Annotated in this window: 23 protein-coding genes and 1 pseudogene; 23 read left to right on the top strand and 1 reads right to left on the bottom strand. The window is 71.4% G+C overall.

What is annotated here, in order from left to right; genetic code table 11:
* Positions 1 to 22: 22 nt before the first annotated feature.
* The 13 genes from MWM45_RS09495 (at position 23) to nusB (ending at position 12,935) form a co-directional block, all read left to right on the top strand.
* Positions 23 to 1,483, top strand: a complete 1,461-nt coding sequence (locus MWM45_RS09495; RefSeq protein ID WP_247826242.1) for a replication-associated recombination protein A — start codon at positions 23 to 25, stop codon at positions 1,481 to 1,483.
* A gap of 291 nt (positions 1,484 to 1,774) precedes the next feature.
* Positions 1,775 to 2,401: a 30S ribosomal protein S4 gene (gene rpsD / locus MWM45_RS09490; protein ID WP_043445565.1), complete on the top strand. Its 627-nt coding sequence runs from the start codon at positions 1,775 to 1,777 to the stop codon at positions 2,399 to 2,401.
* Positions 2,402 to 2,558: 157 nt separating this feature from the next.
* On the top strand, positions 2,559 to 2,933 hold the full coding sequence (locus MWM45_RS09485; protein ID WP_247826241.1) for a DUF948 domain-containing protein: 375 nt from the start codon (positions 2,559 to 2,561) through the stop codon (positions 2,931 to 2,933).
* A gap of 24 nt (positions 2,934 to 2,957) precedes the next feature.
* Positions 2,958 to 3,233 carry a hypothetical protein gene (locus MWM45_RS09480; RefSeq protein WP_247826240.1) on the top strand — a complete coding sequence of 92 codons (276 nt, stop codon included), beginning with the start codon at positions 2,958 to 2,960 and terminating at the stop codon, positions 3,231 to 3,233.
* 164 nt (positions 3,234 to 3,397) lie between these two features.
* Positions 3,398 to 6,076, top strand: coding sequence for an alanine--tRNA ligase (alaS, locus tag MWM45_RS09475; protein WP_247826239.1), 2,679 nt, complete (start codon positions 3,398 to 3,400; stop codon positions 6,074 to 6,076).
* 8 nt (positions 6,077 to 6,084) lie between these two features.
* Complete coding sequence (gene ruvX / locus MWM45_RS09470; protein ID WP_247826238.1) at positions 6,085 to 6,702, top strand: Holliday junction resolvase RuvX; 618 nt, start codon at positions 6,085 to 6,087, stop codon at positions 6,700 to 6,702.
* Positions 6,699 to 7,964, top strand: coding sequence for an endolytic transglycosylase MltG (gene mltG / locus MWM45_RS09465; protein ID WP_247826237.1), 1,266 nt, complete (start codon positions 6,699 to 6,701; stop codon positions 7,962 to 7,964). The genes ruvX and mltG overlap by 4 nt, the downstream gene beginning before the upstream one ends.
* Positions 7,965 to 8,846 carry a shikimate dehydrogenase gene (locus MWM45_RS09460; RefSeq protein ID WP_247826236.1) on the top strand — a complete coding sequence of 294 codons (882 nt, stop codon included), beginning with the start codon at positions 7,965 to 7,967 and terminating at the stop codon, positions 8,844 to 8,846. It begins immediately after the preceding gene.
* Positions 8,847 to 8,878: 32 nt separating this feature from the next.
* Positions 8,879 to 10,087: a chorismate synthase gene (gene aroC, locus MWM45_RS09455; protein WP_247826235.1), complete on the top strand. Its 1,209-nt coding sequence runs from the start codon at positions 8,879 to 8,881 to the stop codon at positions 10,085 to 10,087.
* Entirely contained in the window at positions 10,087 to 10,692 is a 606-nt protein-coding gene (locus MWM45_RS09450; RefSeq protein ID WP_247826234.1) for a shikimate kinase, read from the top strand. Before aroC ends, MWM45_RS09450 begins: the two co-directional genes overlap by 1 nt.
* Positions 10,682 to 11,776, top strand: a complete 1,095-nt coding sequence (gene aroB, locus MWM45_RS09445; RefSeq protein WP_043445549.1) for a 3-dehydroquinate synthase — start codon at positions 10,682 to 10,684, stop codon at positions 11,774 to 11,776. Before MWM45_RS09450 ends, aroB begins: the two co-directional genes overlap by 11 nt.
* 188 nt (positions 11,777 to 11,964) lie before the next feature.
* Positions 11,965 to 12,528, top strand: a complete 564-nt coding sequence (gene efp / locus MWM45_RS09440; RefSeq protein ID WP_104050627.1) for an elongation factor P — start codon at positions 11,965 to 11,967, stop codon at positions 12,526 to 12,528.
* Positions 12,525 to 12,935, top strand: a complete 411-nt coding sequence (gene nusB, locus MWM45_RS09435; RefSeq protein ID WP_043445544.1) for a transcription antitermination factor NusB — start codon at positions 12,525 to 12,527, stop codon at positions 12,933 to 12,935. The genes efp and nusB overlap by 4 nt, the downstream gene beginning before the upstream one ends.
* Positions 12,936 to 13,100: 165 nt before the next feature.
* Here nusB and MWM45_RS09430 read toward each other — a convergent pair whose 3' ends face one another.
* Complete coding sequence (locus MWM45_RS09430) at positions 13,101 to 14,378, bottom strand: PrsW family intramembrane metalloprotease (protein ID WP_247826233.1); 1,278 nt, start codon at positions 14,376 to 14,378, stop codon at positions 13,101 to 13,103.
* 102 nt (positions 14,379 to 14,480) lie between these two features.
* On the opposite strand from MWM45_RS09430, the gene pyrR reads away from it, so the two are divergent.
* The 10 genes and pseudogenes from pyrR to rpoZ all read left to right on the top strand — a co-directional run bounded on the left by pyrR (position 14,481) and on the right by rpoZ (position 24,795).
* A complete protein-coding gene (gene pyrR / locus MWM45_RS09425; protein WP_418909766.1) occupies positions 14,481 to 15,062 on the top strand; it encodes a bifunctional pyr operon transcriptional regulator/uracil phosphoribosyltransferase PyrR in 582 nt (193 codons plus the stop codon).
* A complete protein-coding gene (locus MWM45_RS09420; RefSeq protein WP_247826232.1) occupies positions 15,059 to 16,084 on the top strand; it encodes an aspartate carbamoyltransferase catalytic subunit in 1,026 nt (341 codons plus the stop codon). The genes pyrR and MWM45_RS09420 overlap by 4 nt, the downstream gene beginning before the upstream one ends.
* A pseudogene (locus MWM45_RS09415) lies at positions 16,081 to 17,452 on the top strand (dihydroorotase). The gene MWM45_RS09420 and the pseudogene MWM45_RS09415 overlap by 4 nt, the downstream one beginning before the upstream one ends.
* Positions 17,453 to 17,499: 47 nt before the next feature.
* The gene (locus tag MWM45_RS09410) at positions 17,500 to 18,024 is read left to right on the top strand and encodes a PH-like domain-containing protein (protein ID WP_472924488.1); all 525 of its coding nucleotides are present in this window, start codon (positions 17,500 to 17,502) and stop codon (positions 18,022 to 18,024) included.
* Entirely contained in the window at positions 18,021 to 19,247 is a 1,227-nt protein-coding gene (gene carA / locus MWM45_RS09405) for a glutamine-hydrolyzing carbamoyl-phosphate synthase small subunit (protein WP_247826230.1), read from the top strand. Before MWM45_RS09410 ends, carA begins: the two co-directional genes overlap by 4 nt.
* The gene (carB, locus tag MWM45_RS09400; protein WP_247826229.1) at positions 19,247 to 22,555 is read left to right on the top strand and encodes a carbamoyl-phosphate synthase large subunit; all 3,309 of its coding nucleotides are present in this window, start codon (positions 19,247 to 19,249) and stop codon (positions 22,553 to 22,555) included. Before carA ends, carB begins: the two co-directional genes overlap by 1 nt.
* The gene (pyrF, locus tag MWM45_RS09395) at positions 22,545 to 23,396 is read left to right on the top strand and encodes an orotidine-5'-phosphate decarboxylase (protein ID WP_247826228.1); all 852 of its coding nucleotides are present in this window, start codon (positions 22,545 to 22,547) and stop codon (positions 23,394 to 23,396) included. Before carB ends, pyrF begins: the two co-directional genes overlap by 11 nt.
* A 174-nt stretch (positions 23,397 to 23,570) precedes the next feature.
* Positions 23,571 to 23,909 (top strand): integration host factor, actinobacterial type, encoded by a 339-nt coding sequence (mihF, locus tag MWM45_RS09390; RefSeq protein WP_247826227.1) that lies wholly within the window; start codon positions 23,571 to 23,573, stop codon positions 23,907 to 23,909.
* A gap of 10 nt (positions 23,910 to 23,919) precedes the next feature.
* Positions 23,920 to 24,489 carry a guanylate kinase gene (gene gmk, locus MWM45_RS09385; protein ID WP_247826226.1) on the top strand — a complete coding sequence of 190 codons (570 nt, stop codon included), beginning with the start codon at positions 23,920 to 23,922 and terminating at the stop codon, positions 24,487 to 24,489.
* A 45-nt stretch (positions 24,490 to 24,534) separates the two neighbouring features.
* Positions 24,535 to 24,795 (top strand): DNA-directed RNA polymerase subunit omega, encoded by a 261-nt coding sequence (rpoZ, locus tag MWM45_RS09380; protein WP_043445516.1) that lies wholly within the window; start codon positions 24,535 to 24,537, stop codon positions 24,793 to 24,795.
* Positions 24,796 to 24,800: the final 5 nt, after the last annotated feature.

Here is a 24,800-nt window from a genome sequence, read left to right as displayed (position 1 = left end):
GGCCCACAGTAACGTTGGGGCCGTGAATGATCTATTCAGTGCCGCGGCCGACGACGACGAGTCGGACGACGCGCCCGCCGGCAGCACGCGCGGCTCGGCGGGCCTGCGGCCCCGCAGCCCGCTCGCCGTGAGGATGCGACCGCGCAGCGTGGAGGAGGTCGTGGGCCAGCAGCACCTGCTCGGCCGGGGCTCGCCGCTGCGGACACTCGCGGGGGAGCACGATCCCGGTGGCCATGCGGCGCCGTCGTCCGTGATCCTGTGGGGTCCGCCCGGGACGGGCAAGACGACGCTCGCCCACGTGATCGCGCGCGGCCGGGGCCGGAAGTTCGTGGAACTGTCCGCCATCACGGCCGGGGTCAAGGACGTGCGCCGCGTCATGGACGAGGCCCTGACCTCACGCGACCTGTACCGGCAGACCACGGTCCTGTTCCTGGACGAGATCCACCGCTTCAACAAGGCCCAGCAGGACGCCCTGCTCCCCGGGGTGGAGAACGGCTGGGTGGTCCTCATCGCGGCCACCACGGAGAACCCGTCCTTCTCGGTCGTGTCCCCGCTGCTGTCCCGCTCGCTCCTGCAGACCCTGCGGCCGCTCGACGAGGCCGACATCCGGGGCCTGCTCCAGCGGGCCGTCGACGACGAACGCGGGCTCGCCGGGACGGTCGAGGTGTCCGGGGAGGCGCTCGAGCATCTCGTCCGCCTGGCCGCGGGCGACGCCCGGCGCGGCCTGACCGCGCTCGAGGCGGCCGCCGGCGTCGCGCAGTCCGAGCGTGACGCCCCGGCCGTCGGCTCCCGGAGCGAGGGTGAGGCCGACGGCGACGACGACCAGGAGGGGCGGGAGGCCCTGCCCGTGCTGGTCACGCTGCAGCACGCGGAGAAGGCGGTCGACGTCGCCGCCCTGCGGTACGACCGTGCCGGTGACCAGCACTACGACGTCGCGAGTGCCTTCATCAAGTCGCTGCGCGGATCGGATGTCGACGCCGCCCTGCACTACGTGGCGAAGATGCTCGAGGCCGGCGAGGACCCGCGGTTCATCGCCCGGCGGCTGATGATCTCGGCGTCGGAGGACGTGGGGATGGCCGACCCGACGGCGCTGCAGACGGCCGTCGCCGCGGCGCAGGCCGTGCAGCTCGTCGGCATGCCCGAGGCCCGGATCATCCTCGCCGAGGCGGTGGTGCACATCGCGACCGCGCCGAAGTCGAACGCGGCCTACAACGGCATCAACGCCGCCATCGCGGATGTCCGCGCGGGCCGCGGTCAGGGCATCCCGGCCCACCTGCGGGACGCGCACTATCCGGGTGCCTCCCAGCTCGGCCACGGGAAGGGGTACGTCTACTCCCACGACGAGCCGCACGGGATCGCCCTGCAGCAGTACGCGCCGGACGACCTGGTGGGCCGGAACTACTACGAGCCGACGGACCGCGGGGTCGAACGGGACATCGGCTCCCGCCTGTCGCGGCTCCGACGGATCATCCGCGGCAAGTGAGGTCCCGGGTCCCCGCCGGTCGTGGCGGGCCGCCGGAGGGATTCGGCCCACCGCCCTCGCGCTGCTAGCATTGAACGCTGACTGGCAAGTCGTCGTGTACCAGCCATCCTCCGTGCCCTGCAGCAGGTTCCTGCTGCTGCGTGCGGGTGGGCGGCCAGGGTCGCGGCGGACTGTAGTACCGGGAAGCGGCCAATCCCGGCTCTCCGCAAGTGGAGGCCAGCGACACCGGAAGTGCGGACGCCCCCGTGGCGCAAGTCCGCTTCTTCGCCGCAAAAACATCGAAAGGTAGACGTGGCTAACAACACACGTGCCCGCCGGAAGGTCCGCATCTCGCGTGCCCTCGGCATCGCCCTGACTCCCAAGGCCGAGAAGTACCTCGAGCGTCGGCCGTACGCGCCGGGCCAGCACGGCCGTGCGCGTCGCAAGCAGGACAGCGACTACGCCGTCCGTCTGCGCGAAAAGCAGCGCCTGCGCGCCCAGTACAACATCCGCGAAGCGCAGATGGCCCGCGTCTTCGAAGAAGCACGCCGGACCTCGGGCCTGACCGGTGAGAACCTGATCGAACTGCTCGAGATGCGTCTCGACGCCCTCGTGCTCCGTGCCGGGTTCGCCCGCACCAGCGCCCAGGCACGCCAGCTCATCGTCCACCGCCACATCATGGTCGACGGCGCGCGCGTCGATCGCCCGTCGTTCCGGGTGGCCGAAGGCCAGCTCATCCACGTGCACAGCCGCAGCGAGACCATGGTCCCGCTGCAGGTTGCCGCCGCCGGTGCGCACCGCGACGTCCTCCCCGCCGTTCCCGGCTACCTGGACGTCCAGCTCGACAAGCTCCAGGCGCGCCTCGTGCGTCGCCCGAAGCGCTCCGAGGTCCCCGTGACCTGCGAAGAGCAGCTCGTCGTCGAGTACTACGCACGCTAGCGTCCACGTCCGCGGGTTCCCCGCGGCCCTGAACGACAGGCGTGGTTGAAGAGCCCGCGGCACCCGCCGCGGGCTCTTCGTTCTGTAAGGTACTAAGAGCACGAAATTCCCTGCCCGCCCGTTCCGGCGGTGCACCCATGCGTAAAGGAGACCGCCCATGTCAGGTGGAGATATTGCCGGCCTGATAGCTGCGGGCGTGTTCGCCGTCCTGGTCCTGCTGCTGGCCGTTCCGATCTGGAAGCTTGGACGCGTGTTCGACGAGCTCCGCACGGCCATCCGGACCGTCACCGACGAGACCACGCCGCTGATCGAAGAGGTCACGAGCACCGTGAGCACCACGCACCGGCAGCTGAAGACGGTCGACGGGATCACCTCCAACGTCTCCGACGCGTCGGCGAACATCTCGGCGCTGTCCTCGCTGATCGCCGCCACCGTCGGCTCTCCGCTCATCAAGGTCTCGGCGTTCTCGTACGGCGTCCGCTCGGCCCTCGCCGGCCGGACCTCGCCCACCCGCCGCCGCCGCAGCCGCTAACCCAACGACGAACCGGAGACAACGATGATCAGACGAGCTTTCTGGCTGGCAGCCGGCATCACGATCGGTGTGGTCGCGGTGCGCAAGGTGACCCAGGCCAAGGCGAACCTCGGCCCCGAGGGCCTGAACCGCGCCGTCGGGCAGATCAGCGACAGCATCGCCGATTTCGCCGATGCCCTGCGCTCCTCCATGAACGAGCGGGAGGACGATCTCCGCTCCGCCCTCGGCGTGCCGGCTCCCACCGCTGCGGCCGAGGACGCCGCTGCGGACGCCCCCGCGACGCGCCGCTCCCTCCGCTAGGACGACGCATCGCCGGTGCCGCCGGGTCTCCGACCGCCGACGCCTGGCCTGACGGTCCGCGCGGCGGGCCGGCACGGCGGGCCCCGCACCGCGACCCGCGCGAGCCCGCCGGGTCCCATCCCCCCGTCCGGGTGTCCGGACCACCCACCGAAGGATCTGCTCCCATGAAGTCCCACGAGATCGCCGGCCGCTGGCTGAGCTACTTCGAGAAGAACGGGCACACGGTCGTGCCTTCGGCGTCGCTGATCTCCTCGGACCCGTCCCTCCTGTTCACCGTGGCCGGGATGGTGCCGTTCATCCCGTACCTGACCGCCCGCGAGACGGCCCCCTACAGCCGTGCCACGAGCGTCCAGAAGTGCATCCGCACCGGCGACATCGAGGAGGTCGGCAAGACCGCCCGGCACGGGACGTTCTTCCAGATGTGCGGGAACTTCTCCTTCGGTGACTACTTCAAGGCCGATGCCATCCGTATGGCCTGGGAGCTGCTGACCAGCGATCTCGCCGACGGCGGGTTCGGCCTGCCCGCGGAGAAGCTGTGGATCACGGTCTACCACGAGGACGACGAGGCCCTGGAGATCTGGCGCGACGTCGTCGGCGTCCCCGCCGGGCGCATCCAGAAGATGGGCAAGAAGGACAACTACTGGTCCACCGGCCAGCCCGGCCCCGCCGGTCCCTGCTCGGAGATCTTCTACGACCGCGGTCCCGCCTACGGGGCCGACGGCGGTCCGGAGGCCGACGACGACCGGTACGTGGAGATCTGGAACCTCGTCTTCATGCAGTACCAGCGCGGCGAGGGCACCGGCAAGGACGACTTCGAGATCCTGGGCGAACTGCCGAAGAAGAACATCGACACGGGGCTCGGGCTCGAGCGCCTCGCGATGATCCTGCAGGGCGTCGAGAACATGTACGAGACGGACCAGGTGCGTCCCGTCCTGGACCGCGCCGCCGCGCTCAGCGGGAAGACGTACACCAGCTCCGAGTCCCCGCAGGACCCGCACCACACCGACGACGTCCGCCTGCGCGTGGTCGCCGACCACATCCGCTCCTCGCTCATGCTCATCACCGACGGCGTGACCCCCTCCAACGAGGGCCGGGGCTACGTGCTGCGCCGGCTGATCCGCCGCGCCGTCCGCGCCATGCGGCTCCTCGGCGTGGAGAAGGCCTGCCTGCCCGACCTGCTGCCCGCCTCACGGGACGCCATGAAGGGCGTCTACCCGGAGGTCGACGCCGACTTCGAGCGCATCAGCCGGATCGCCTACGCCGAGGAGAAGGCGTTCCTGCGCACCATCGCCTCGGGCACCGCGCGCCTCGAGGAGGCCGTGCGGGAGTCCCTCTCCGAGCAGCGCCCGCTGTCGGGCCAGGACGCCTTCACGCTCCATGACACCTACGGCTTCCCCATCGACCTGACGCTCGAGATGGCCGAGGAGGCCGGGCTCGCCGTCGACGCCGAAGGCTTCCGCTCGCTCATGCTCGAGCAGCGCCACCGCGCCCAGGCCGACGCCCGCGGCAAGAAGGCCGGCCACGCCGACCTCTCCGTGTTCACCGAGCTGCTCGGCCGCGGCCAGACCGTCTTCACGGGCTACGACGAACTGACCACGGAGGCCACGATCGTCGCCGTCCTGGACCACGGCCAGTCCGTCCCGAGCGCACTGCAGGGGAGCGAGATCGAACTCGTCCTCGACCAGACGCCGTTCTACGCCGAGGCAGGCGGGCAGGCCGCCGACATCGGATTCATCACGGGCAACGGCTTCGTGGTCGAGGTCCTCGACGTCCAGCGTCCCGTCAAGGGCCTGAGCGTCCACCGCGCCGTGGTGCGCGAGGGCGAGGTGTTCCCGGGTGCCGTGGTGACGGCCGCCGTCGACCGCCGGCGCCGCCACGCGGGCGAGCAGGCGCACTCGGGCACGCACATCGTCCATGCCGCCCTCCACGAGATCCTCGGCCCCGAGGCGCTGCAGCGCGGCTCCTTCAACAAGGCCGGCTACCTCCGGTTCGACTTCTCCTGGGGCGAGGGCATCAGTGCCGGGGCGCGGTCGGAGATCGAAGAGGTCTCGAACATCGCGATCCGCGACAACTACGAGGTCGAGACGAAGATCATGTCCCTCGCGGACGCGAAGGCGCTCGGCGCCACCGCGCTGTTCGGCGAGGCGTACGGAGAGACGGTGCGCGTCGTCGAGATGAACGCCGAGTTCTCCCGCGAACTGTGCGGTGGCACGCACGTTCCCTCGACGTCGCTCATCGGCAGCCTGACGCTGCTCGGCGAGCAGTCCGTCGGCTCGGGCAACCGGCGCATCGAGGCGCTCGTGGGGCTCGATGCCTTCCGCCACCTCGCCGCCGAGCGGGCACTCGTCACCGAACTCTCCGAGATGCTGAAGGTGCCCTCGGCGCAGCTGCCCGACCGCCTGTCGGCGACGCTCACCAAGCTCAAGGCCGCGGAGAAGGAGCTGGAGCGGCTCCGCAGGGAGCAGCTCGCCCTGGCCGCGGGCTCGCTCGTCGACACCGCGGTGGACGTCGACGGCGTGCGCCTGATCGCGCACGACGCCGGCGAGATCGGCGGCGCGGACGAACTGCGGACCCTCGTGCTGGACCTGCGCGGCCGGCTCGGGTCCGGGCCCGCGGTGGTCGCCGCAACCGGCGTCGCGCAGAACCGTCCGCTCGTCCTCGTCGCGACCAACGAGGCGGCACGGGCCGCCGGGGTCAAGGCCGGTGCGCTGGTGCGGACCGCCGCGAAGATCCTCGGCGGGGGCGGCGGCGGCAAGGACGACGTCGCGCAGGGCGGTGGCTCGGACGCCACCCGCATCCCCGACGCGCTGTCGGCGATCCGCTCAGCGGTCGCGGAGCGCTGACGGCACCCGTGGAGGACAACGGCGGGGGAGCGGCGTCCGGCACACCCGACGGCGCTCCCTACCCCTTTGGGCCGAAACTCGGGGTCGACGTCGGACAGGTCCGGGTGGGCCTCGCCGGGTGCGACCGCGACGGACTGATCGCCACGCCGATCCGCACGCTCAAGCGGGATGCGCGGAAGAACAGCGACCTGCGGATCCTCGTCCGGGAGGCCGTGGAACGCGGCGCCGTGCAGATCATCGTGGGACTCCCGAAGACCCTCAGCGGCCGGGAGGGCCCCTCCGCGGAGATGGCACGGGAGTACGCGGGCCTGCTCGTGGACGAACTCCTCCGGCAGTCCCATCCCTTACCGGTACGCCTGGTGGACGAGAGGCTGAGCACGGTGTCGGCCCACCGTTCCCTGCACGCCGCTGGTCTCGGGAGCCGTGATCATCGTAAGGTGGTAGATCAGGTGGCTGCCGTCGAAATACTCCAGCATGCCATCGATACGCAACGTTCACGTGGACGGGATGTGGGGGATCCGGTTCCTGTGCGAGCCGCTGCGGGCGCCCAAGGCCCGCTGCCGACCCCTACGGAGGAGCCAGTCATCAGACACAGTACGCCCAGCAGGAGGGAATCCGAGTCGTGAGCGACCGCCATTCCGCCCCCCAGGGCGCCGCAGACGATGCGGCGGACCACCCTGCAGACCAGGCCGTCGACCAGGGTGTCGACGGGCACGACGACGACGCCCGGCAGGACGACTACGCCCACCCCGAGCCGGTCGAGGAGTTCTTCGTGGCGCAGGACATGCCGCCCCGCGACACCGCGCGGCCTCCCTCGAAGGCGAAGCGGCGCCGCCGTCTCCGCCGAACCGTCGTCATGCTCGTGGTCCTCGCCGTGTTCGCCGGCACGGTGTACGGCGCCGCCCTCATGCTGCGCGACTTCCTGGGGTTCAACGACGTCAAGGACTATGCGGGACCGGGCGGCCAAGAGACGGTGTTCGCGGTCCCCGAGGGCGCCGGGGCGCTGGCGATCGGGACCGGCCTCGAAGCCGCCGACATCGTGGCGGACTCCGCGACGTTCGTGACGGCGCTCAGCGCCATCGCCGAAGGCCGCGAGGTCCAGCCGGGCGAGTACGAGATGCGCCTGCAGATGTCCTCCGCCGCCGCCGCCGAGGCGCTCCTCGGCGAGGACCCGACGATGGTCTCCTATGCCGCGATCGCCCGCGACCTGCGGCAGGGCGAGGTGTTCGACATCCTCAGTGAGTCCACGGGCATCCCGCGGGCGGAGTTCGACGCCCTCGGCGAGGACCCGGGGCAGTTCGGGCTCCCCGCCCAGGCGCTCTCCCTCGAGGGCTACCTGCATCCGGGCGAGTACCGCTTCGACGTCGAGGCCACCGCCACGGACATCATCACCGAGCTGGTCACGGCGACCACCGACCGGCTCGCCCAGGACGGCGTCACCGACCCGGACGAACAGTACGAGATCCTGACCGTGGCGAGCATCGTCCAGGCGGAAGCGCAGGAAGGCGACTACGCGACGGTCGCCGGATCCATCTACAACAGGCTGAAGCCGGGTAACACGGAGACCAACGGTCTGATCCAGTCGGACGCGTCGGTGACCTACGGGCTCGGGACGCGGACGTACCAGCTGACGGAGGAGGAGAAGAACGACACCTCCAACCCGTACAACACGTACGCCAACCCGGGGCTCCCGAAGGGGCCGATCGGCTCCCCGAGCGACGAGGCGATCGACGCGACCGTCAATCCCGCGGACGTGCCGTTCTACTTCTGGGTGACGGTGGACCTCGACACGGGGGAGACCAAGTTCTCGGAGACGTACGCGGAGCACCTGCGCTACGTCGCCGAATACGACGCCTGGTGCGGCGACAATCCGGGACGGTGCCAGTAGGTGGTGCCGGAAGGCACGACGGCGGCCCGGGGGGTCCGGGCCGCCGTGATCGGTTCGCCGATCGCGCACTCGAAATCGCCCCTGCTGCACGGGGCCGCGTACCGGGCGCTCGGCATCGACTGCTCCTACTCCGCGATCGACGTGGATGCGGCGCATATAGGAGCGTTCCTCGACGACCTGCGCGCCGGCACCGCATGGCGCGGGCTGTCCGTGACGATGCCCCTCAAGGGCGCCGTCGCACGGCTGGTCGACACCACGACGGCGCCGGCGGCCGTCCTCGGCGTCGTCAACACGGTGGTCGTCGGCGACGGCCCGCACCCCATGCTCACCGGTCACAACACCGACGTCGCCGGGGTGGCCCACGCCCTCGCCGCGGCAGGCGTAGGTGCGCCGCAGCGCTGCGTCGTCCTGGGCGGTGGGGGCACCGCCGCCGCCGCGGTGGCCGGGCTCGCGCAGCTCGGCGCCGGCGCGGTGTCCGTGATCGTACGCCGTCCCGCAGCCTCTGAGGACCTCCAGCGCATCGGTGCGGCCCTCGGGGTGGAGGTCGCCGTCGTCCCGTGGTCCCGTGCGGCCGAGGTCGTGCCGGCGTCCGACGTCGTCGTCTCGACCCTGCCGCCGCGCGCCGCCGACCCGCTGGCCCGCGAGCTCACGGCCCACACGGGGTTCCGCACGGACGGGACGCTGCTCGACGTCGCCTACGACCCCTGGCCGAGCCGGCTCGCCGCGGCGTGGCAGCAGGCCGGCGGGCGCATCGTGCCCGGCCTCGACATGCTGATCCACCAGGCCGTCGAGCAGGTGGCGCTGTTCTTCCCCGAGGCCGGCGCGGACCGCGCCGCCGTCCTGCGCGTGATGTGTGACGCAGTGGGTGCAGTCCGGCGCTGAGGTGTACCGCGCCGCATGGCAGTATGGAAGCCATGTTGCGTTGGTTGACGGCAGGAGAATCGCACGGCCCCGCCGTGGTCGGCATCATCGAGGGCATGCCCGCGGGGGTGGGGATCACGAGCGGCGACATCCAGGACGCGCTGGCCCGCCGCCGGCTCGGGTACGGGCGCGGCGCCCGCATGAAGTTCGAGCGGGACCAGGTGCGCATCATGGGCGGCGTCCGACACGGGCTGACCCAGGGCGGCCCCGTGGTCATCGAGGTGGCGAACACCGAATGGCCCAAGTGGGAGAAGATCATGTCCGCCGATCCCCTGGGCGAGCAGGATGCCGCGGATCTCGCCGATTCGGCCCGCAACGCCCCCCTGACCCGCCCCCGCCCCGGGCACGCCGACTTCACCGGCATGCAGAAGTACGGCTTCGACGAGGCCCGTCCCGTCCTGGAGCGTGCCAGTGCCCGCGAGACGGCCACCCGGGTGGCGCTCGGGGCCGTCGCCGCGAAATTCCTCGAGGGCCTCGGTATCCGCCTCGTCAGCCACACCGTGGCCGTCGGGTACGTCTCGGTGCCGGAGGACGCCGTCCTGCCGACCCCGGGCGACGTGATCGCCCTCGACACCGATCCGCTGCGCTGCTTCCACCGTGACACCTCGGACGCGATGGTGGCGGAGGTCGACGCCGCCCACAAGGAGGGCGAGACGCTCGGCGGCGTGGTCGAGGTGGTCGCGTACGGACTCCCGCCGGGCCTCGGCAGCTACGTGCACTGGGACCGGCGGCTCGATTCACGCCTCGCCGCGGCCCTCATGGGCATCCAGGCCATCAAGGGCGTGGAGGTCGGCGACGGCTTCGACACCGCCGCGCGACGCGGCACCGCGGCCCACGACGAGATCGTGCGCAACGCGGAGGGCAAGATCGTCCGCACCAGCAACCGCGCGGGCGGGATCGAGGGCGGCATGAGCATCGGGGACACGCTCCGCGTCCGCGCCGCCATGAAGCCCATCGCGACCGTTCCCCGGGCCCTCCAAACCGTCGACGTGAGCACCGGCGCCGCTGCCCGCGCGCACCACCAGCGCTCGGACGTGTGCGCCGTCCCCGCGGCCGGTGTCGTCGCCGAGGCCATGACGGCCCTCGTGCTGGCGGAGGCCGTCACCGAGAAGTTCGGCGGCGACTCGCTGGCCGAGACCGCCCGCAACCTGCGCAGCTACCTCGAGAACATCCCGGAGTTCCTGGACTCCGCAGGGGCCTGATGCACGGGACCAGGCCCGTCGTCCTCGTGGGTCCCATGGCGGTCGGCAAATCGGCGGTGGGCAGGATGCTCGCCGAACGGATCGGCGCGCCGTTCATCGACACCGACCGGGTGATCGTCGAACGGCACGGGAGCATCGCCGGGATCTTCGCCGGCCAGGGCGAGGAGGCCTTCCGTGCCCTCGAGGCCGACGTCGTCCGTGCGGCCCTCGACGAGGACGCCGTCGTCTCCCTGGGCGGCGGGGCCGTCCTCCACCCGCGGACCCGGGACCTGCTGCGGGACACGACGGTCGTCTTCCTCGACACCGACCTCGCGGCCGTCCTGCCGCGCATCGGCGCCGATGCGAGCCGGCCGCTGCTGGCCGGGCGACCGGCGGAGCGGTGGCAGGAGCTCTACGACGCGCGGCGGCCCGTCTATGCCGCGCTGGCCACGACCGTCGTCGACACGCGTGGGCTCTCCGTCCGCGCGGTCACCGCGGCGGTACTCCGGGCCCTGCCGGCCCTGCACCGCCGCGACGGCGGGCTCGGCGACACCACGTCGGCGGCGACCCACGACGCGACACACCACCTGGACCACGAGAGCGGGACGACACACCATGGACACTGAGACCCCCACCATCATCCCCGTCACCGGGAGCACGCCCGGAGACTCGTACGACGTCGTCGTCGGGCACGGACTCCTCGGGCGGCTGCCCGCGATCCTCGGTGAGCGCGTGCGGCGCGTCCTGGTGATCCACCCGCGGGCGCTGCGCGCCACCGGCGACACCGTCCGCGACGAGCTCGCCGATGCCGGCTTCACCGCCGTGACCGCCGAGATCCCCGACGCCGAGGAGGGCAAGCACATCCAGGTGGCCGCCTTCTGCTGGCAGGTCCTCGGCCAGAACGACTTCACGCGCTCGGACGCCGTGGTCACCGTCGGCGGGGGATCGGTGACGGATCTCGGCGGTTTCGTCGCGGCGACCTGGCTGCGCGGTGTCCGCGTGGTCCACCTGCCCACCAGCCTGCTCGGCATGGTGGACGCCGCGGTCGGAGGGAAGACCGGCATCAACACCGCCGAGGGCAAGAACCTCGTGGGCGCCTTCCACCCGCCGGCCGCCGTCCTGGTGGACCTCGACGCGCTGGGCACGCTGCCGAAGAACGAGCTCGTGACCGGACTCGCCGAGGTGGTCAAGTGCGGGTTCATCGCGGATCCGGTGATCCTCGACCTGATCGAGCAGGACCAGGCCGCGGCGACCGACGCGGGCTCGCCCGTGCTGCGGGACCTCGTGGAGCGGTCCATCCGCGTGAAGGCGGACATCGTCTCCGAGGACCTCCGGGAATCGGGCCGCCGCGAGTACCTGAACTACGGCCACACCCTGGGCCACGCCATCGAGCTCGCCGAACGGTACTCGTGGCGCCACGGCGCGGCCGTCTCGGTGGGCCTCGTGTTCGCCGCGGAACTGTCGCGGATGGTCGGGCGGCTCAGCGACGTCGACGCGGACCGCCACAGGAGCATCCTCGAGGCCCTCGGCCTGCCGGTCACGTACCGGCGCGACCGCTGGGCCTCGCTCCTGGACGGGATGCGCCGCGACAAGAAGTCCCGCGGCGACCTCCTCCGCTTCGTGGTGCTGGACGGCATCGGCAGGCCGGGCATGCTCGAGGTCCCCGACACGTCGCTCCTCTTCGCGGCCTACCAGGAGATCGCGTCCTGACCACGTCCTGACCACGTGCTGACCACGTGCTGACCACGGCCTGACCACGTGCTGACCGCGTCCTGACCGCGGCCGCCCGGCCCCCGGGCCGTACGGGGTAGACTGGGCTCTGGACTTTTGGCGTGCCTCCGCGCGCCCGCTGTGCCCCGGCCGGCCGATCCATCCGAGAACCCGACGAAAGTGAATCTGTGGCGACCACGAACGACATCAAGAACGGCACTGTTCTGAAGCTCGAAGGCAACCTCTGGAACGTCCTCGAATTCCAGCACGTCAAGCCCGGCAAGGGTGGCGCCTTCGTCCGCACCAAGCTTCGCAACATCCTCTCCGGCAAGGTGGTCGACAAGACCTTCAACGCCGGCCTGAAGATCGAGACGGCCACCGTGGACCGCCGTGACTACCAGTACCTGTACAAGGACGGCGAGGACTTCGTCTTCATGGACACCACGGACTACGACCAGATCACGGTGCCGGGCAAGACCGTCGGCAACGCCGCGAACTTCATGCTCGAGAGCCAGATGGCCACGATCGCCATGCACGAGGGCTCGCCGCTGTACGTCGAGCTCCCCGCGTCCGTGACGCTGGAGATCACCTACACGGAGCCGGGCCTGCAGGGCGACCGCTCCACGGGCGGCACCAAGCCCGCCACCGTCGAGACCGGCCACGAGATCCAGGTCCCGCTGTTCCTCGGCACCGGCACCAAGGTCAAGGTGGACACCCGCACGGGCGAGTACCTGGGACGCGTCAACGAGTGAGCGCACGCAGTAAGGCCCGTCGTCGGGCCCTGGACATCCTCTTCGAGTCCGCGCAGCGCGACATGCCGGCCCTCGAGGTCATCCGTGCGCGCCGCGAGAAGACGGACATGGTCATCGCGGACTACACGGTGGACGTCGTCGAGGGCGTCCTGGAGCGCCAGGAGCAGATCGACGAGTTCCTGAGCACCTATTCGCAGGGGTGGACGCTCGACCGCATGCCCGCGGTGGACCTCATGATCCTGCGCATCGGCAGCTGGGAGCTGCTCTACAACGACGACGTCCCCGACGGCGTCGCCGTCAGCGAGGCCGTCGAGCTCGCGAAGATGCTCTCCACCGACGAGTCGCCGAAGTTCGTCAACGGCCTCCTCGGACGCCTGCAGCAGCTCAAGCCGACCCTGCTGGCCTGAGCGGCGCCCCGTATCCCCTCCGGAAGCTCCCGTAGGCCGTCGACGGCCTACGGGAGCTTTTCCGTTCCCGGCTCCGGGCGGTCGGTGGGCACGTGCGGTGGGTTCCGCCGTCGGGCACCGACCGCAGGTGCGCGCCCGACCCGTGAGCGGGCGACCGCGCCGCACCTACCGGACGGCTGACGCCCGGTCGAAGATCCGGGCCCGCCGCTGCGACGCCTCCGCCAGGAGGGCGCGCTCCTCGGCCGCGTAGTCGCCGTCGCGCCGTCCGCCCAGCATCCGCTGGCGCGTGTGCGCGATGCGCGACCCCGTCCGGATGAAAGCTTGCATGTCCTCCCTCGCCCCGACGGTCCTGGCCCACGCGAGAGCCCGTGCCCGGCCGGGGCGGGTGGCGAGCATGCTCACCTCCTCGGCCGTGAACCAGCCTGCCTGCGCGTAGTCGCCGAGGCGCGCCTCGGTGAGGCGCTGCTCGGCGCGCCGGAGGAGGACGACGGCGATCACGGCGGCCACGAACAGCGGCACCTGCACGACGAAGTAGAAGAGGAAGAAGTTGTCGAACAGGAGGATCGTGCCGCCGTTCCACAGCATGTGCCCGGCGATCGCCGGCAGGAGCCCGAGGGCGAAGGCGCCGAGGATCCGCGCGTTCCCGCCGCCACGGGTCAGCGCGTAGCCGAGCACGAACCCCAGCAGGGCGGTGAACATGACGTGGGCGAACGGGGAGAACAGTCCGCGCAGCACGAACACCCCCACGAGGGCGCCGGCGTTGCCGGAGTCCATCACCGCGGAGCCGAAATAGAGGATGTTCTCGGTGAACGCGAAGCCCGCCGCGACCGTCCCGGCGTAGACGATGCCGTCCACGGGCCCGTCGAAGTGGCTGCGGCGTGTGTAGACGAGGATCAGCACGCCGAGGCCCTTGGCGAACTCCTCCACGAGCGGGGCCTGCAGCACCGGGCCGATCACGTCGGGGGAGGTGGTGGTGAGCGCGTCCCCGAGCAGCTCCACCACATAGGTGCCGAGCAGCAGGGTCACGGCGACGGACGCTCCGGCACCCCACAGGAACGCGAAGAGCAGGGCCCCGCGCGGTTCGGGGTCCCACCGGTCGATCCAGCGCAGCCCGAGCAGGCAGATGCCCAGCGGAACCAGCGCGAGGATCCCGCAGAGGACGAAGGCGGACGGGCCGAGGGACAGCGAGAGGAACAGGAGGACGGCCGCGACCACCAGGGCCGCGACGAGCACCAGGAGGACGTCGAGCACGCGACGGCGTCGGGGCGGCCGGTCCCACACCGGGTGGAAGGCGTCGCCCGTGCCGCGGGTCGGGGCAGCCCGGGGGTGCCGCGCGGTCGTGTCGCCCCACCATCCCTGGTCGCCGTGCCGGTGCCACTGCTGGTCCTGCTGTGCCCGCCGGGAGTCGGCCGGTCGGCCGTAGCCCTGGTTGTTCGTCGCCATGCTCCAACCCTAGGGGCATGCACCGCTGTGGTAGTTTTGAAGGCGCAACCACCCTTTAAGTTCCGTCCCGTGAGGCGGGGAAGGAGGAAGCGTGTTATGACCATGCCTGCCTCGGATTCCGGCATCACCAAGCGCGTTGTTCTCGCAGCAGCAGACATAGACCGCGCACTCACACGCATCGCCCACGAGATCCTCGAGGCGAACAAGGGCTCGCGTGACCTCGTGCTCCTCGGCATTCCCCGCAGGGGTTTCCCGCTGGCCCAGCGCCTCGCCCAGAAGATCGCGTCCGTGGATCCCTCGGTGGATCCGGACCTCATCACGGGTCAGCTCGACGTCACCATGTACCGGGACGACCTCCGCCGCAACCCCACCCGCTCGCCCCTCGCGACACAGCTCCCGCCGTCGGGCATCGACGACAAGGTCGTGGTCCTCGTCGACGACGTCCTCTACTCGGGGCGCACCATCCGGGCTGCCCTGGACGCCCTCGCCGACCTGGGCCGGCCGCGCGCCGTCCGTCTGGCGGTCCTGGTGGACCGGGGCCACCGCGAGCTCCCCATCCGCGCCGACCACGTGGGCAAGAACCTGCCGACGTCGTCCCGCGAACGGGTGCGCGTGCATCTCGCCGAGATCGACCTGATCGGCGGCTCCGCCGTGAACGAGGTCGTCATCGAGGACCGCGCGTGAAGCACCTGCTCAGCACGCAGGACCTGTCGGCGAGGAGCGCCCTGCGCCTGCTGGATGTCGCCGAGGAGATGGCGGCGGTGGGGGAGCGGGAGATCAAGAAGCTCCCCGCGCTGCGCGGCCGGACCGTGGTGAACCTCTTCTACGAGGACTCCACCCGCACCCGCATCTCCTTCGAGGCCGCGGCGAAACGCCTCTCCGCCGACGTCATCAACTTCGCGGTCAAGGGATCCTCGGTGTCCAAGGGCGAATCCCTGAAGGACACCGCGCAGACCCTGGAGGCCATGAGCGCGGACGCCGTCGTCATCCGCCACCCCGCCTCCGGCGCACCGGCGCGGCTCGCGGCGTCGGGCTGGATCGACGCGTCCGTCGTCAACGCCGGGGACGGGACGCACGAACACCCCACGCAGGCCCTGCTCGACGCCTTCACGCTCCGCCGGCACTGGGCGCGTCTCGGCGGCATGCCCAGCGCCGGGAGCACCCTTGCCGGCATGAAGGTCCTGATCGTCGGGGACGTCCTCCACTCGCGGGTGGCGCGCTCCAACGTCTGGCTGCTGACCACGCTCGGCGCGGAGGTCCTCCTCGCCGGCCCGCCCACCCTGCTCCCGGTCGGCATCGGGTCCTGGCCCTGCACCGTGTTCTACAACCTCGACGACGCCCTCGCCCAGCGGCCCGACGCCGTCATGATGCTCCGCCTGCAGGCCGAGCGGATGAACGCCGCGTTCTTCCCCTCGACGCGCGAGTACTCACGGCGCTGGGGCTTCGACGACGGGCGGCTGGCACTGCTGGACACGATGGGCCTGGACGACACCGTGATCATGCACCCCGGGCCCATGAACCGGGGCCTCGAGATCTCCTCCGCCGCCGCGGACTCCCCCCGCTCCACCGTCCTCGCCCAGGTCCGCAACGGCGTGTCCGTGCGCATGGCCGCGCTGTACCTGCTGCTCTCCGGGGACCAGCGCGACGAGCACGACGACCAGACCGATGACCCGACCGCCCTGATCCCGGAAGGCCGCACCCCGTGACGACCCCCACCAGTACCACCGGTCCCACCCCACCCGCGTACCTCATCCGCGGCGCCTCGATCCTGGGCGGCGACGTCCAGGACGTCCTCGTCCGCGACGGCGTCATCGCCGCCGTCGGCGCCGCAGCGACGGCCGAGGCACCCGCCGACGTCGAGACCATCGACGCCGGGGGCCTGATCGCCCTCCCCGGCATGGTGGACCTCCACACGCACCTCCGCGAGCCGGGCCGGGAGGACGCGGAGACGGTCGAGACAGGGTCGCGCGCCGCCGCGCTCGGCGGGTTCACCGCCGTGCACGCCATGGCCAACAGCTCTCCCGTCGCCGACACGGCCGGCGTCGTCGAGCAGGTGTACCGCCTCGGCCTCGCCTCCGGCTGGGTCGAGGTCCGCCCGGTCGGGGCGGTGACCGCAGGCCTGGGCGGCGAGCGGCTCGCCGAGCTCGGCGCCATGGCCGAGTCCCGGGCGGCCGTCCGTGTCTTCTCCGACGACGGCATCTGCGTCCACGATCCCGTCCTCATGCGCCGCGCCCTCGAATACGTCAAGGCGTTCGACGGCGTCATCGCACAGCACGCGCAGGAACCGCGCCTCACCGAGGGCGCACAGATGAACGAGGGCGAGGTCTCGGCCGTCCTCGGCCTGACCGGCTGGCCGGCCGTGGCGGAGGAGAGCATCATCGCCCGCGACGTCCTGCTCGCCCAGCACGTCGGGTCCCGCCTGCACGTCTGCCACGTCTCCACGGCCGGGTCGGTGGAGATCATCCGGTGGGCGAAGGCCCGCGGCATCGACGTCACCGCCGAGGTCACCCCGCACCACCTGCTCCTGACCGACGAACTCGTCCGCAGCTACGACCCGGTCTACAAGGTCAACCCGCCGCTGCGTACGTCCGGCGACGTCCACGCGCTGCGTGCGGCCCTCGCCGACGGCACGATCGACGTCGTCGGCACCGACCACGCACCGCACCCGAGCGAGCACAAGGAGTGCGAGTGGGCGCAGGCCGCCATGGGCATGACGGGCCTCGAGACCGCCCTGTCCGTGGTGCAGCACACCATGGTGGAGACCGGCCTGCTGGACTGGGAGGGCTTCGCCCGGGTCACCTCGGTCAGCCCGGCGGGGGGGGGGGGGGGCGGGCGCCGCCGGGGAGCCCGCGAACCTGATCCTCGTCGACCCGGCCGCGCGGTGGACCGTCGATCCGTCCACGATGGCCACGAAGGGCCGCAACAGCCCCTTCCGCGGCCTCGAACTGCCCGGCAGGGTCCGGGCCACCTTCTACGCCGGACACCCGACGGTCCTCGACGGGCGCCTCGCCTCACCCCGCCCGGAGTCCGCGACGGCGACCGCGACCGAAGGGGCCGCCGCGTGGAATCTCTAGGCTGGGTCGCCCTGACCGTCGGCATCATCGCCGTGATCGTCGGGCTCATGGGCCTCGGGTGGCGCAACCGGCTGCGTCGGCAGGCGGACGTCCCTGCGCCGCCGGAGCCGCCCGCGGACCTGGGGCCCGTCCTCTACGAGGCCGAGGGACAGTACGTCGCGACGACGACGGCGGGGGACTGGCTCGACCGCATCGCCGTGCACGGGCTGGGTCTGCGCGGCAACGCCGTCGCCTCCGTCCACGAGGACGGCGTCCTGATCACGCGCACGGGCGCCCGCACCGTCTTCATCCCGCGCGGCGACCTCACCTCGGTGCAGCTCGCCGGTGGGATGACCGGCAAGTTCGTCGAGAAGGAGGGGCTCGTGATCCTCACCTGGCGCCTCGGCGATCACGGCGTCGACACGGGATTCCGCACACGCCACGCCGCGCACAAGGCGCAGCTCGTCGCCGCCACGGCCGCGCTCGTCCCGGCCCGCTCCGCGCCCCCGGGCACCGCCCGCACCGACACCGCCCGCACCGATACCACCTCCGACCGCACTCCACCGACCCCCGAAGGCAGGGAACAGCTGTGAGCCACGCTCCAACAACGGCACCGGTCCACCGACAGGCACCCGCAGTGCTCGTCCTCGAGGACGGCCGCACCTTCCGCGGCCGCGCCTACGGGGCCGAGGGCACCACGCTCGGCGAGGCCGTCTTCGCCACCGGCATGACCGGGTACCAGGAGACCATCACCGATCCGTCCTACGCCCGCCAGCTCGTCGTCCAGACGGCGCCGCACATCGGCAACACCGGGGTGAACGCCGACGACGCCGAGTCGCGCCGCATCTGGGTGGCCGGGTACGTCATCCGGGACGCGGCACGCCGTCCGTCCAACTGGCGCTCCGAGCAGAGCCTCGACGACCAGCTGCGCGAGCAGGGGATCGTCGGGATCGAGGGCGTCGACACGCGCGCCGTGACCCGGCACCTCCGCGAGCGCGGCGCCATGCGCGCCGGCATCTTCTCCGGCGCGGACGCCGCGCTGCCCGCGGACCGGCTCCTCGAGCGGGTCCTCGCCCAGCCGTCCATGGCGGGCTCGCGGCTCGCCGAGGAGGTCAGCATCGACGAGGCGTACGTCGTCGAACCCGCCGACCACGGCTGGACCGGCGAGACGGTGGCCACCATCGCGGCCCTCGACCTCGGCATCAAGGCGATGACGCCCAGGCACTTCGCCCAGCGCGGCGTGCGCACCGTCGTCCTGCCCGCCGCGGCGACGTTCGACGACGTCATGGCCGCCCGGCCGGACGGCGTCTTCATGTCCAACGGGCCCGGCGATCCCGCGACGGCCGACGCCCAGGTGGACCTCCTGCGGCGCGTGCTCGATGCGCGCGTGCCGTTCTTCGGCATCTGCTTCGGCAACCAGATCCTGGGCCGCGCACTCGGCTTCGGTACCTACAAGCTCCGCTACGGCCACCGGGGGATCAACCAGCCGGTCATGGACCGCCGCACCGGCAAGGTGGAGATCACCTCGCAGAACCACGGCTTCGCCGTCGACGCACCGCTGGACGGCCCCGTCGAGGCGCCCACCGGCACCTACGGCCGCGTGGAGGTGAGCCATGTGTGCCTGAACGACGACGTCGTCGAGGGGCTGGCATGCCTGGACATCCCGGCCTTCTCCGTCCAGTACCACCCCGAGGCGGCGGCCGGTCCGCACGACTCGGCGTACCTCTTCGACCGCTTCATCGACCTGATGCGGTCCGAGAAGGACCACGCGGGCGCCCAGCCCGGCCACGGCAGCACAACCCAGGAAGAGAACTGATGCCCCGCAGAACCGACCTCAAGAGCGTCCTCGTGATCGGCTCCGGGCCGATCGTCATCGGGCAGGCCGCCGAATTCGACTACTCGGGCACGCAGGCGCTGCGCGTCCTGCGCGAGGAGGGCCTGCGCGTCATCCTCGTGAACTCGAACCCGGCCACGATCATGACCGATCCGGAGTTCGCCGACGCCACGTACGTGGAGCCGATCACCCCGGACGTCGTCGAGAAGATCATCGCGAAGGAGCGCCCGGACGCCCTGCTGCCCACCCTGGGCGGCCAGACGGCGCTGAACACGGCGATCGCCCTCGACAAGAACGGCGTCCTCGAGAAGTACGGCGTCGAGCTCATCGGCGCGAACATCGCCGCGATCGAGCTCGGCGAGGACCGCGAGAAGTTCAAGGGCGTCGTGGCGCGCTGCGGTGCCGAGTCGGCCCGGTCCTCGATCATCCACACGATCGACGAGGCCCTGGCGGCCGCCGAGGACCTCGGCTACCCGATGGTGGTCCGGCCGTCCTTCACGATGGGCGGTCTCGGCTCCGGCCTCGCGTACACCGAGCAGGACCTGCGCCGCATCGTCGGCCAGGGCCTGCAGTACAGCCCCACCAGCGAGGTCCTCCTCGAGGAGAGCATCCTCGGGTGGAAGGAGTACGAGCTCGAGATGATGCGCGACAGGAACGACAACGTCGTGGTCGTGTGCTCCATCGAGAACGTGGACCCCGTGGGCGTGCACACCGGCGACTCCATCACGGTGGCGCCGGCCCTGACGCTCACCGACCGCGAGTACCAGCGCCTGCGGGACATCTCGATCGCCGTGATCCGCGAGGTCGGCGTCGACACGGGCGGCTGCAACATCCAGTTCGCCATCGAACCGGACACGGGCCGCGTCGTCGTCATCGAGATGAACCCGCGCGTCTCGCGCTCCTCGGCCCTCGCGTCGAAGGCCACCGGGTTCGCGATCGCCAAGATCGCGACGAAGCTCTCCCTCGGCTACACGCTCGACGAGATCCCCAACGACATCACGCTGAAGACCCCGGCGTCCTTCGAGCCGACCCTCGACTACGTGGTGGTCAAGGTGCCGCGGTTCGCGTTCGAGAAGTTCCCTGCCGCGGACCCCACGCTGACCACCACCATGAAGTCCGTGGGCGAGGCCATGGCCATGGGCCGCAACTTCACGGAGGCGCTGCAGAAGGCACTCCGCTCCCTCGAGCAGAAGGGGTCGCAGCTGTCCTTCGCGCCGGTCCCCGCCGGGGACGTCGACGCCCTCGTCGAGGCGGCGCGGCGCCCCACCACCGAACGGCTGTCCCAGGTGCAGCGCGCCCTGCTCGGCGGCGCCACCGTGGAGCGGCTCTACGAGGCCACGGCGATCGACCCGTGGTTCCTCGACCAGCTCGTGCTCCTCAACGAGATCGCGGAGGAGGTGCGCTCGGCGCCGAACCTCACGGAGGACGTGCTGCGGCACGCCAAGCGCCACGGGTTCTCCGACGAGCAGATCGGCTCCCTCACCTCCACGCCCGAGGCCGTGGTGCGCGGGGTCCGGCACGCGCTCGGCATCCGCCCCGTCTTCAAGACCGTGGACACGTGCGCGGCGGAGTTCGCCGCCTACACGCCCTACCACTACTCGTCCTACGACGAGGAGGACGAGGTGGCGCAGCACGAGAAGCCCTCGGTGATCATCCTCGGCTCCGGGCCCAACCGGATCGGCCAGGGCATCGAGTTCGACTACTCGTGCGTCCACGCCACGATGGCGCTGCGGGAGGCCGGCTACGAGACGGTCATGGTCAACTGCAACCCGGAGACGGTCTCCACGGACTACGACATCTCCACGCGCCTGTACTTCGAGCCGCTGACCCTCGAGGACGTCCTCGAGGTCATCGCCGCCGAGCAGCGCACCGGCGGGGTCCTCGGCGTGTTCGTCCAGCTCGGCGGCCAGACGCCGCTGAAGCTCGCCCAGGAACTCGCCGACGCCGGCATCCCCATCCTCGGCACGTCGCCCGAGGCCATCGACCTCGCCGAGCACCGCGGGGCGTTCAGCCGCGTGCTCGACGCCGGCGGGCTGATCTCCCCCAAGAACGGCACCGCGGTGTCCTTCGAGGACGCGAAGAAGATCGCCGACGCCATCGGCTACCCCGTGCTGGTGCGTCCGTCCTACGTCCTCGGCGGACGCGGCATGGAGATCGTCTACGACGAGCCGAACCTCTCCCGCTACATCACCAACGCCACGGAGATCACGGCGGCGCACCCGGTCCTCATCGACCGCTTCCTCGAGGACGCGATCGAGATCGACGTCGACGCGCTGTACGACGGCACGGAGATGTACCTCGGCGGGATCATGGAGCACATCGAGGAGGCCGGCATCCACTCCGGCGACTCGGCGTGCGTGCTGCCGCCCATCACCCTCGGCGCCGACGTGCTGCAGCGTGTCCGGGAGGCGACGCTCGCCATCGCCGAGGGCGTCGGCGTGCGCGGGCTCATCAACATCCAGTTCGCGCTGGCCTCCGAAGTCCTGTACGTCCTCGAGGCGAACCCCCGCGCCTCGCGGACCGTGCCGTTCGTCTCGAAGGCCACCGGCGTGCAGCTCGCCAAGGGTGCCGCCCTGATCGGCACCGGGGTCACGGTCGCGGAACTGCGCGAGCGTGGACTGCTGCCGGCCCGGGGCGACGGCGGCTCGCTGCCGCTGGACGCGCCGGTCTCCGTCAAGGAGGCCGTGCTGCCCTTCAGCCGTTTCCGCACGCCCGAGGGCACGGTGGTGGACTCCCTGCTCGGCCCCGAGATGCGGTCCACCGGTGAGGTGATGGGCATCGACAAGTACTTCGACACGGCCTTCGCGAAGAGCCAGGCCGCAGCGAACGCGGCCCTGCCGGTGCAGGGCAAGGTCTTCGTCTCCGTCGCCAACCGGGACAAGCGCGCCATCGTCATGCCGGTCAAGCGGCTCGTGGACCTCGGCTTCGAGATCGTGTCCACGGGCGGCACGGCGGACGTCCTGCGGCGCAACGGCATCCAGGCGACGACGGTCCGCAAGGTCGCCGAGGGCACGGGGGCCCACGGCGAGGGCACCGTGGTGGACCTCATCACCGGGGGCGGCATCGACATGATCATCAACACGCCCTCGGGCGGCCAGGCGCGCGGCGACGGCTACGAGATCCGCGCGGCCGCGACGTCCTACGGTCTCCCGGTCATCACGACGATCCCCGAGGTGGGGGCCGCCGTGCAGGCGATCGAGGCCATGCGCTCCTACGAGTGGTCGGTGACGAGCCTCCAGGAGCACGCCGCCAACCTCAAGGCGTCCACCGCGGCCCGCGATGCCTCCTGAGGTCGGCGCCGCCGCGGCCCGTGCCCCCTTCGGGGAACGGCTCGCGGCGGCCCGGGCGGCCCGCGGGAGCCTGTGCGTCGGCATCGACCCGCACCCCGGGCTGCTGGACGCCTGGGGGCTGGAGGACTCCCCGGCGGGCCTCGAGCGCTTCTCCCTGACCGTGCTCGACGCCGTCGGGCCGGTCGCCGCGGCCCTCAAGCCGCAGGTGGCGCTGTACGAACGGCACGGTGCGCGCGGACTCGCGGTCCTCGAGACGCTGCTGGCCCGTGCGGCCGACGCCGGCGTCCTCACCATCGCGGACGCCAAGCGCGGCGACATCGGATCCACCATGCGCGCCTACGCCGAGGCGTGGCTCGGGGAGGGCCGACCGTTGGCGGCCGACGCCGTCACCCTGAACCCGTACCTCGGGTTCGAGTCCCTCCGGCCGGCCCTCGACCTCGCCACCGCGACCGGACGCGGCGTGTTCGTCCTCGCGCTGACGTCCAACCCCGAAGGCCGCTCGGTGCAGCACGTGGGCGGGGACGCGTCCGTGGCGCGGTCCATCGCGCATGCGGCGGCCGCGGAGAACACCGGCACCGGGCCCGGCCACGTGGGGCTGGTGATCGGCGCGACCATCGGCGATGCCGCGCGGCGGCTCGGCCTGGATCTGCCCTCCCTCAACGGCCCCGTCCTGGCGCCCGGGGTCGGCGCCCAGGGTGCGGGGCGCCGTGAGCTGGAGGCAGCGTTCGGGGCGGCCCTGCCGTTCGTGCTGCCCACCTCGAGCCGCGCGATCCTCGCCGCGGGTCCCGGCGCGGCGACGCTGCGCGCGGAGGCGGAGCGGACCCGCGACGGCCTCGCCTGAGCGCGGGGGGCGCATTGATTTCGGAGCCGTGCGCCCGGTAGGTTCGTTCCACCGGGCCTGCCGGGCCCCCACCCACCCGGGACGACGACCAGGCGTGTCCGTCGATCCACCTGACCCAGCCACACGACGAGCGGTCGCCGCCCTTCGTGGTGCCGTCCAGCGTAGGGAGCAGCAGTGAGCCTGAAGCCATTGACGGACGACGAACGGACGCGGGCGCGCGAGAAGGCGACGGCGGCGCGTGCGGTACGGGCGGACATCAAGTCCAGGCTGAGGACCGGTAAGCTTTCCGTGGCGGACGTGATCGAGAACCACGACGGCGACGACGCCGTGGGCCGCCTGAAGGTCTTCGACCTCCTCAAGGCCCTGCCCGGCGTCGGCGACGTGCGGGCGGCCGCCATCATGGCGGAGGTGGGCATCGCGGGGACCCGCCGCGTGCGCGGGCTCGGCATCCATCAGCGCAAGGCCCTCGTCACCTATCTCGAACAACACCAGTCTGGCTCGGCCAGAAAGTAAGGAAGCGGTAGTGTCACAGCCCCGGTTGACAGTCCTGGCCGGCCCGACGGCGGTCGGCAAGGGAACAGTCTCGACCTACATCCGGGACCACTATCCCGAGGTATGGCTCTCCGTGTCCGCGACCACCCGCCCGCCACGCCCGGGGGAGATCGACGGCGTGCACTACTTCTTCGTCTCCCCGGAGGAATTCGACCGGCTCGTCGCCGAGGAGCAGTTGCTGGAGTGGGCCGTGGTGCACGGCCGCAACCGCTACGGGACGCTCCGGCGGACCGTCCAGGCCGCGATGGACGAGGGCCGGACCGTGCTCCTGGAGATCGACCTCCAGGGAGCGCGCCAGGTGAAGGAGACCATGCCGGAGGCGAATTTCGTGTTCCTCACGCCCCCCAGCTGGGAGGAGATGGTGCGTCGGCTCGCGGGCCGCGGCACCGAAACGGCGGAGGAACAGCAGCAGCGGCTGGAAACCGCTAAACTGGAACTTGCCGCCGAGCCGGAATTCAACCACACCGTCGTCAACGACACCGTGGAGCATGCGGCAGACGAGCTCGTATCACTGATGGGACTGCGTCCGCTGGAGCGCTGAAGCGCGCTGATCCGGCCGGTCCCGCCTTATTTTTTGGAGAACTCTGTGTCAACTCAGCCCGAAGGCATCATCAACCCGCCGATCGATTCTCTGCTGGAGGCCTCGGACTCGAAGTACGCCCTCGTGATCTACGGTGCCAAGCGCGCCCGCCAGATCAACGCGTACTACTCCCAGCTCCACGAAGGCCTCTTCGAGTACGTCGGCCCGCTCGTCGACACCCGCCTGAACGAGAAGCCCCTCTCCATCGCCCTGCGCGAGATCAACGAGGGCATGCTGGTGTCCTCGCCCATGGAACAGTCCGAGTAGTCCCG

The organism is Arthrobacter antioxidans, from assembly GCF_023100725.1.
Taxonomy (GTDB): domain Bacteria; phylum Actinomycetota; class Actinomycetes; order Actinomycetales; family Micrococcaceae; genus Arthrobacter_D; species Arthrobacter_D antioxidans.
The sequence above is the reverse complement of the archived record's forward strand: the minus strand, read 5'-3'. Positions and strand labels throughout refer to the sequence as shown.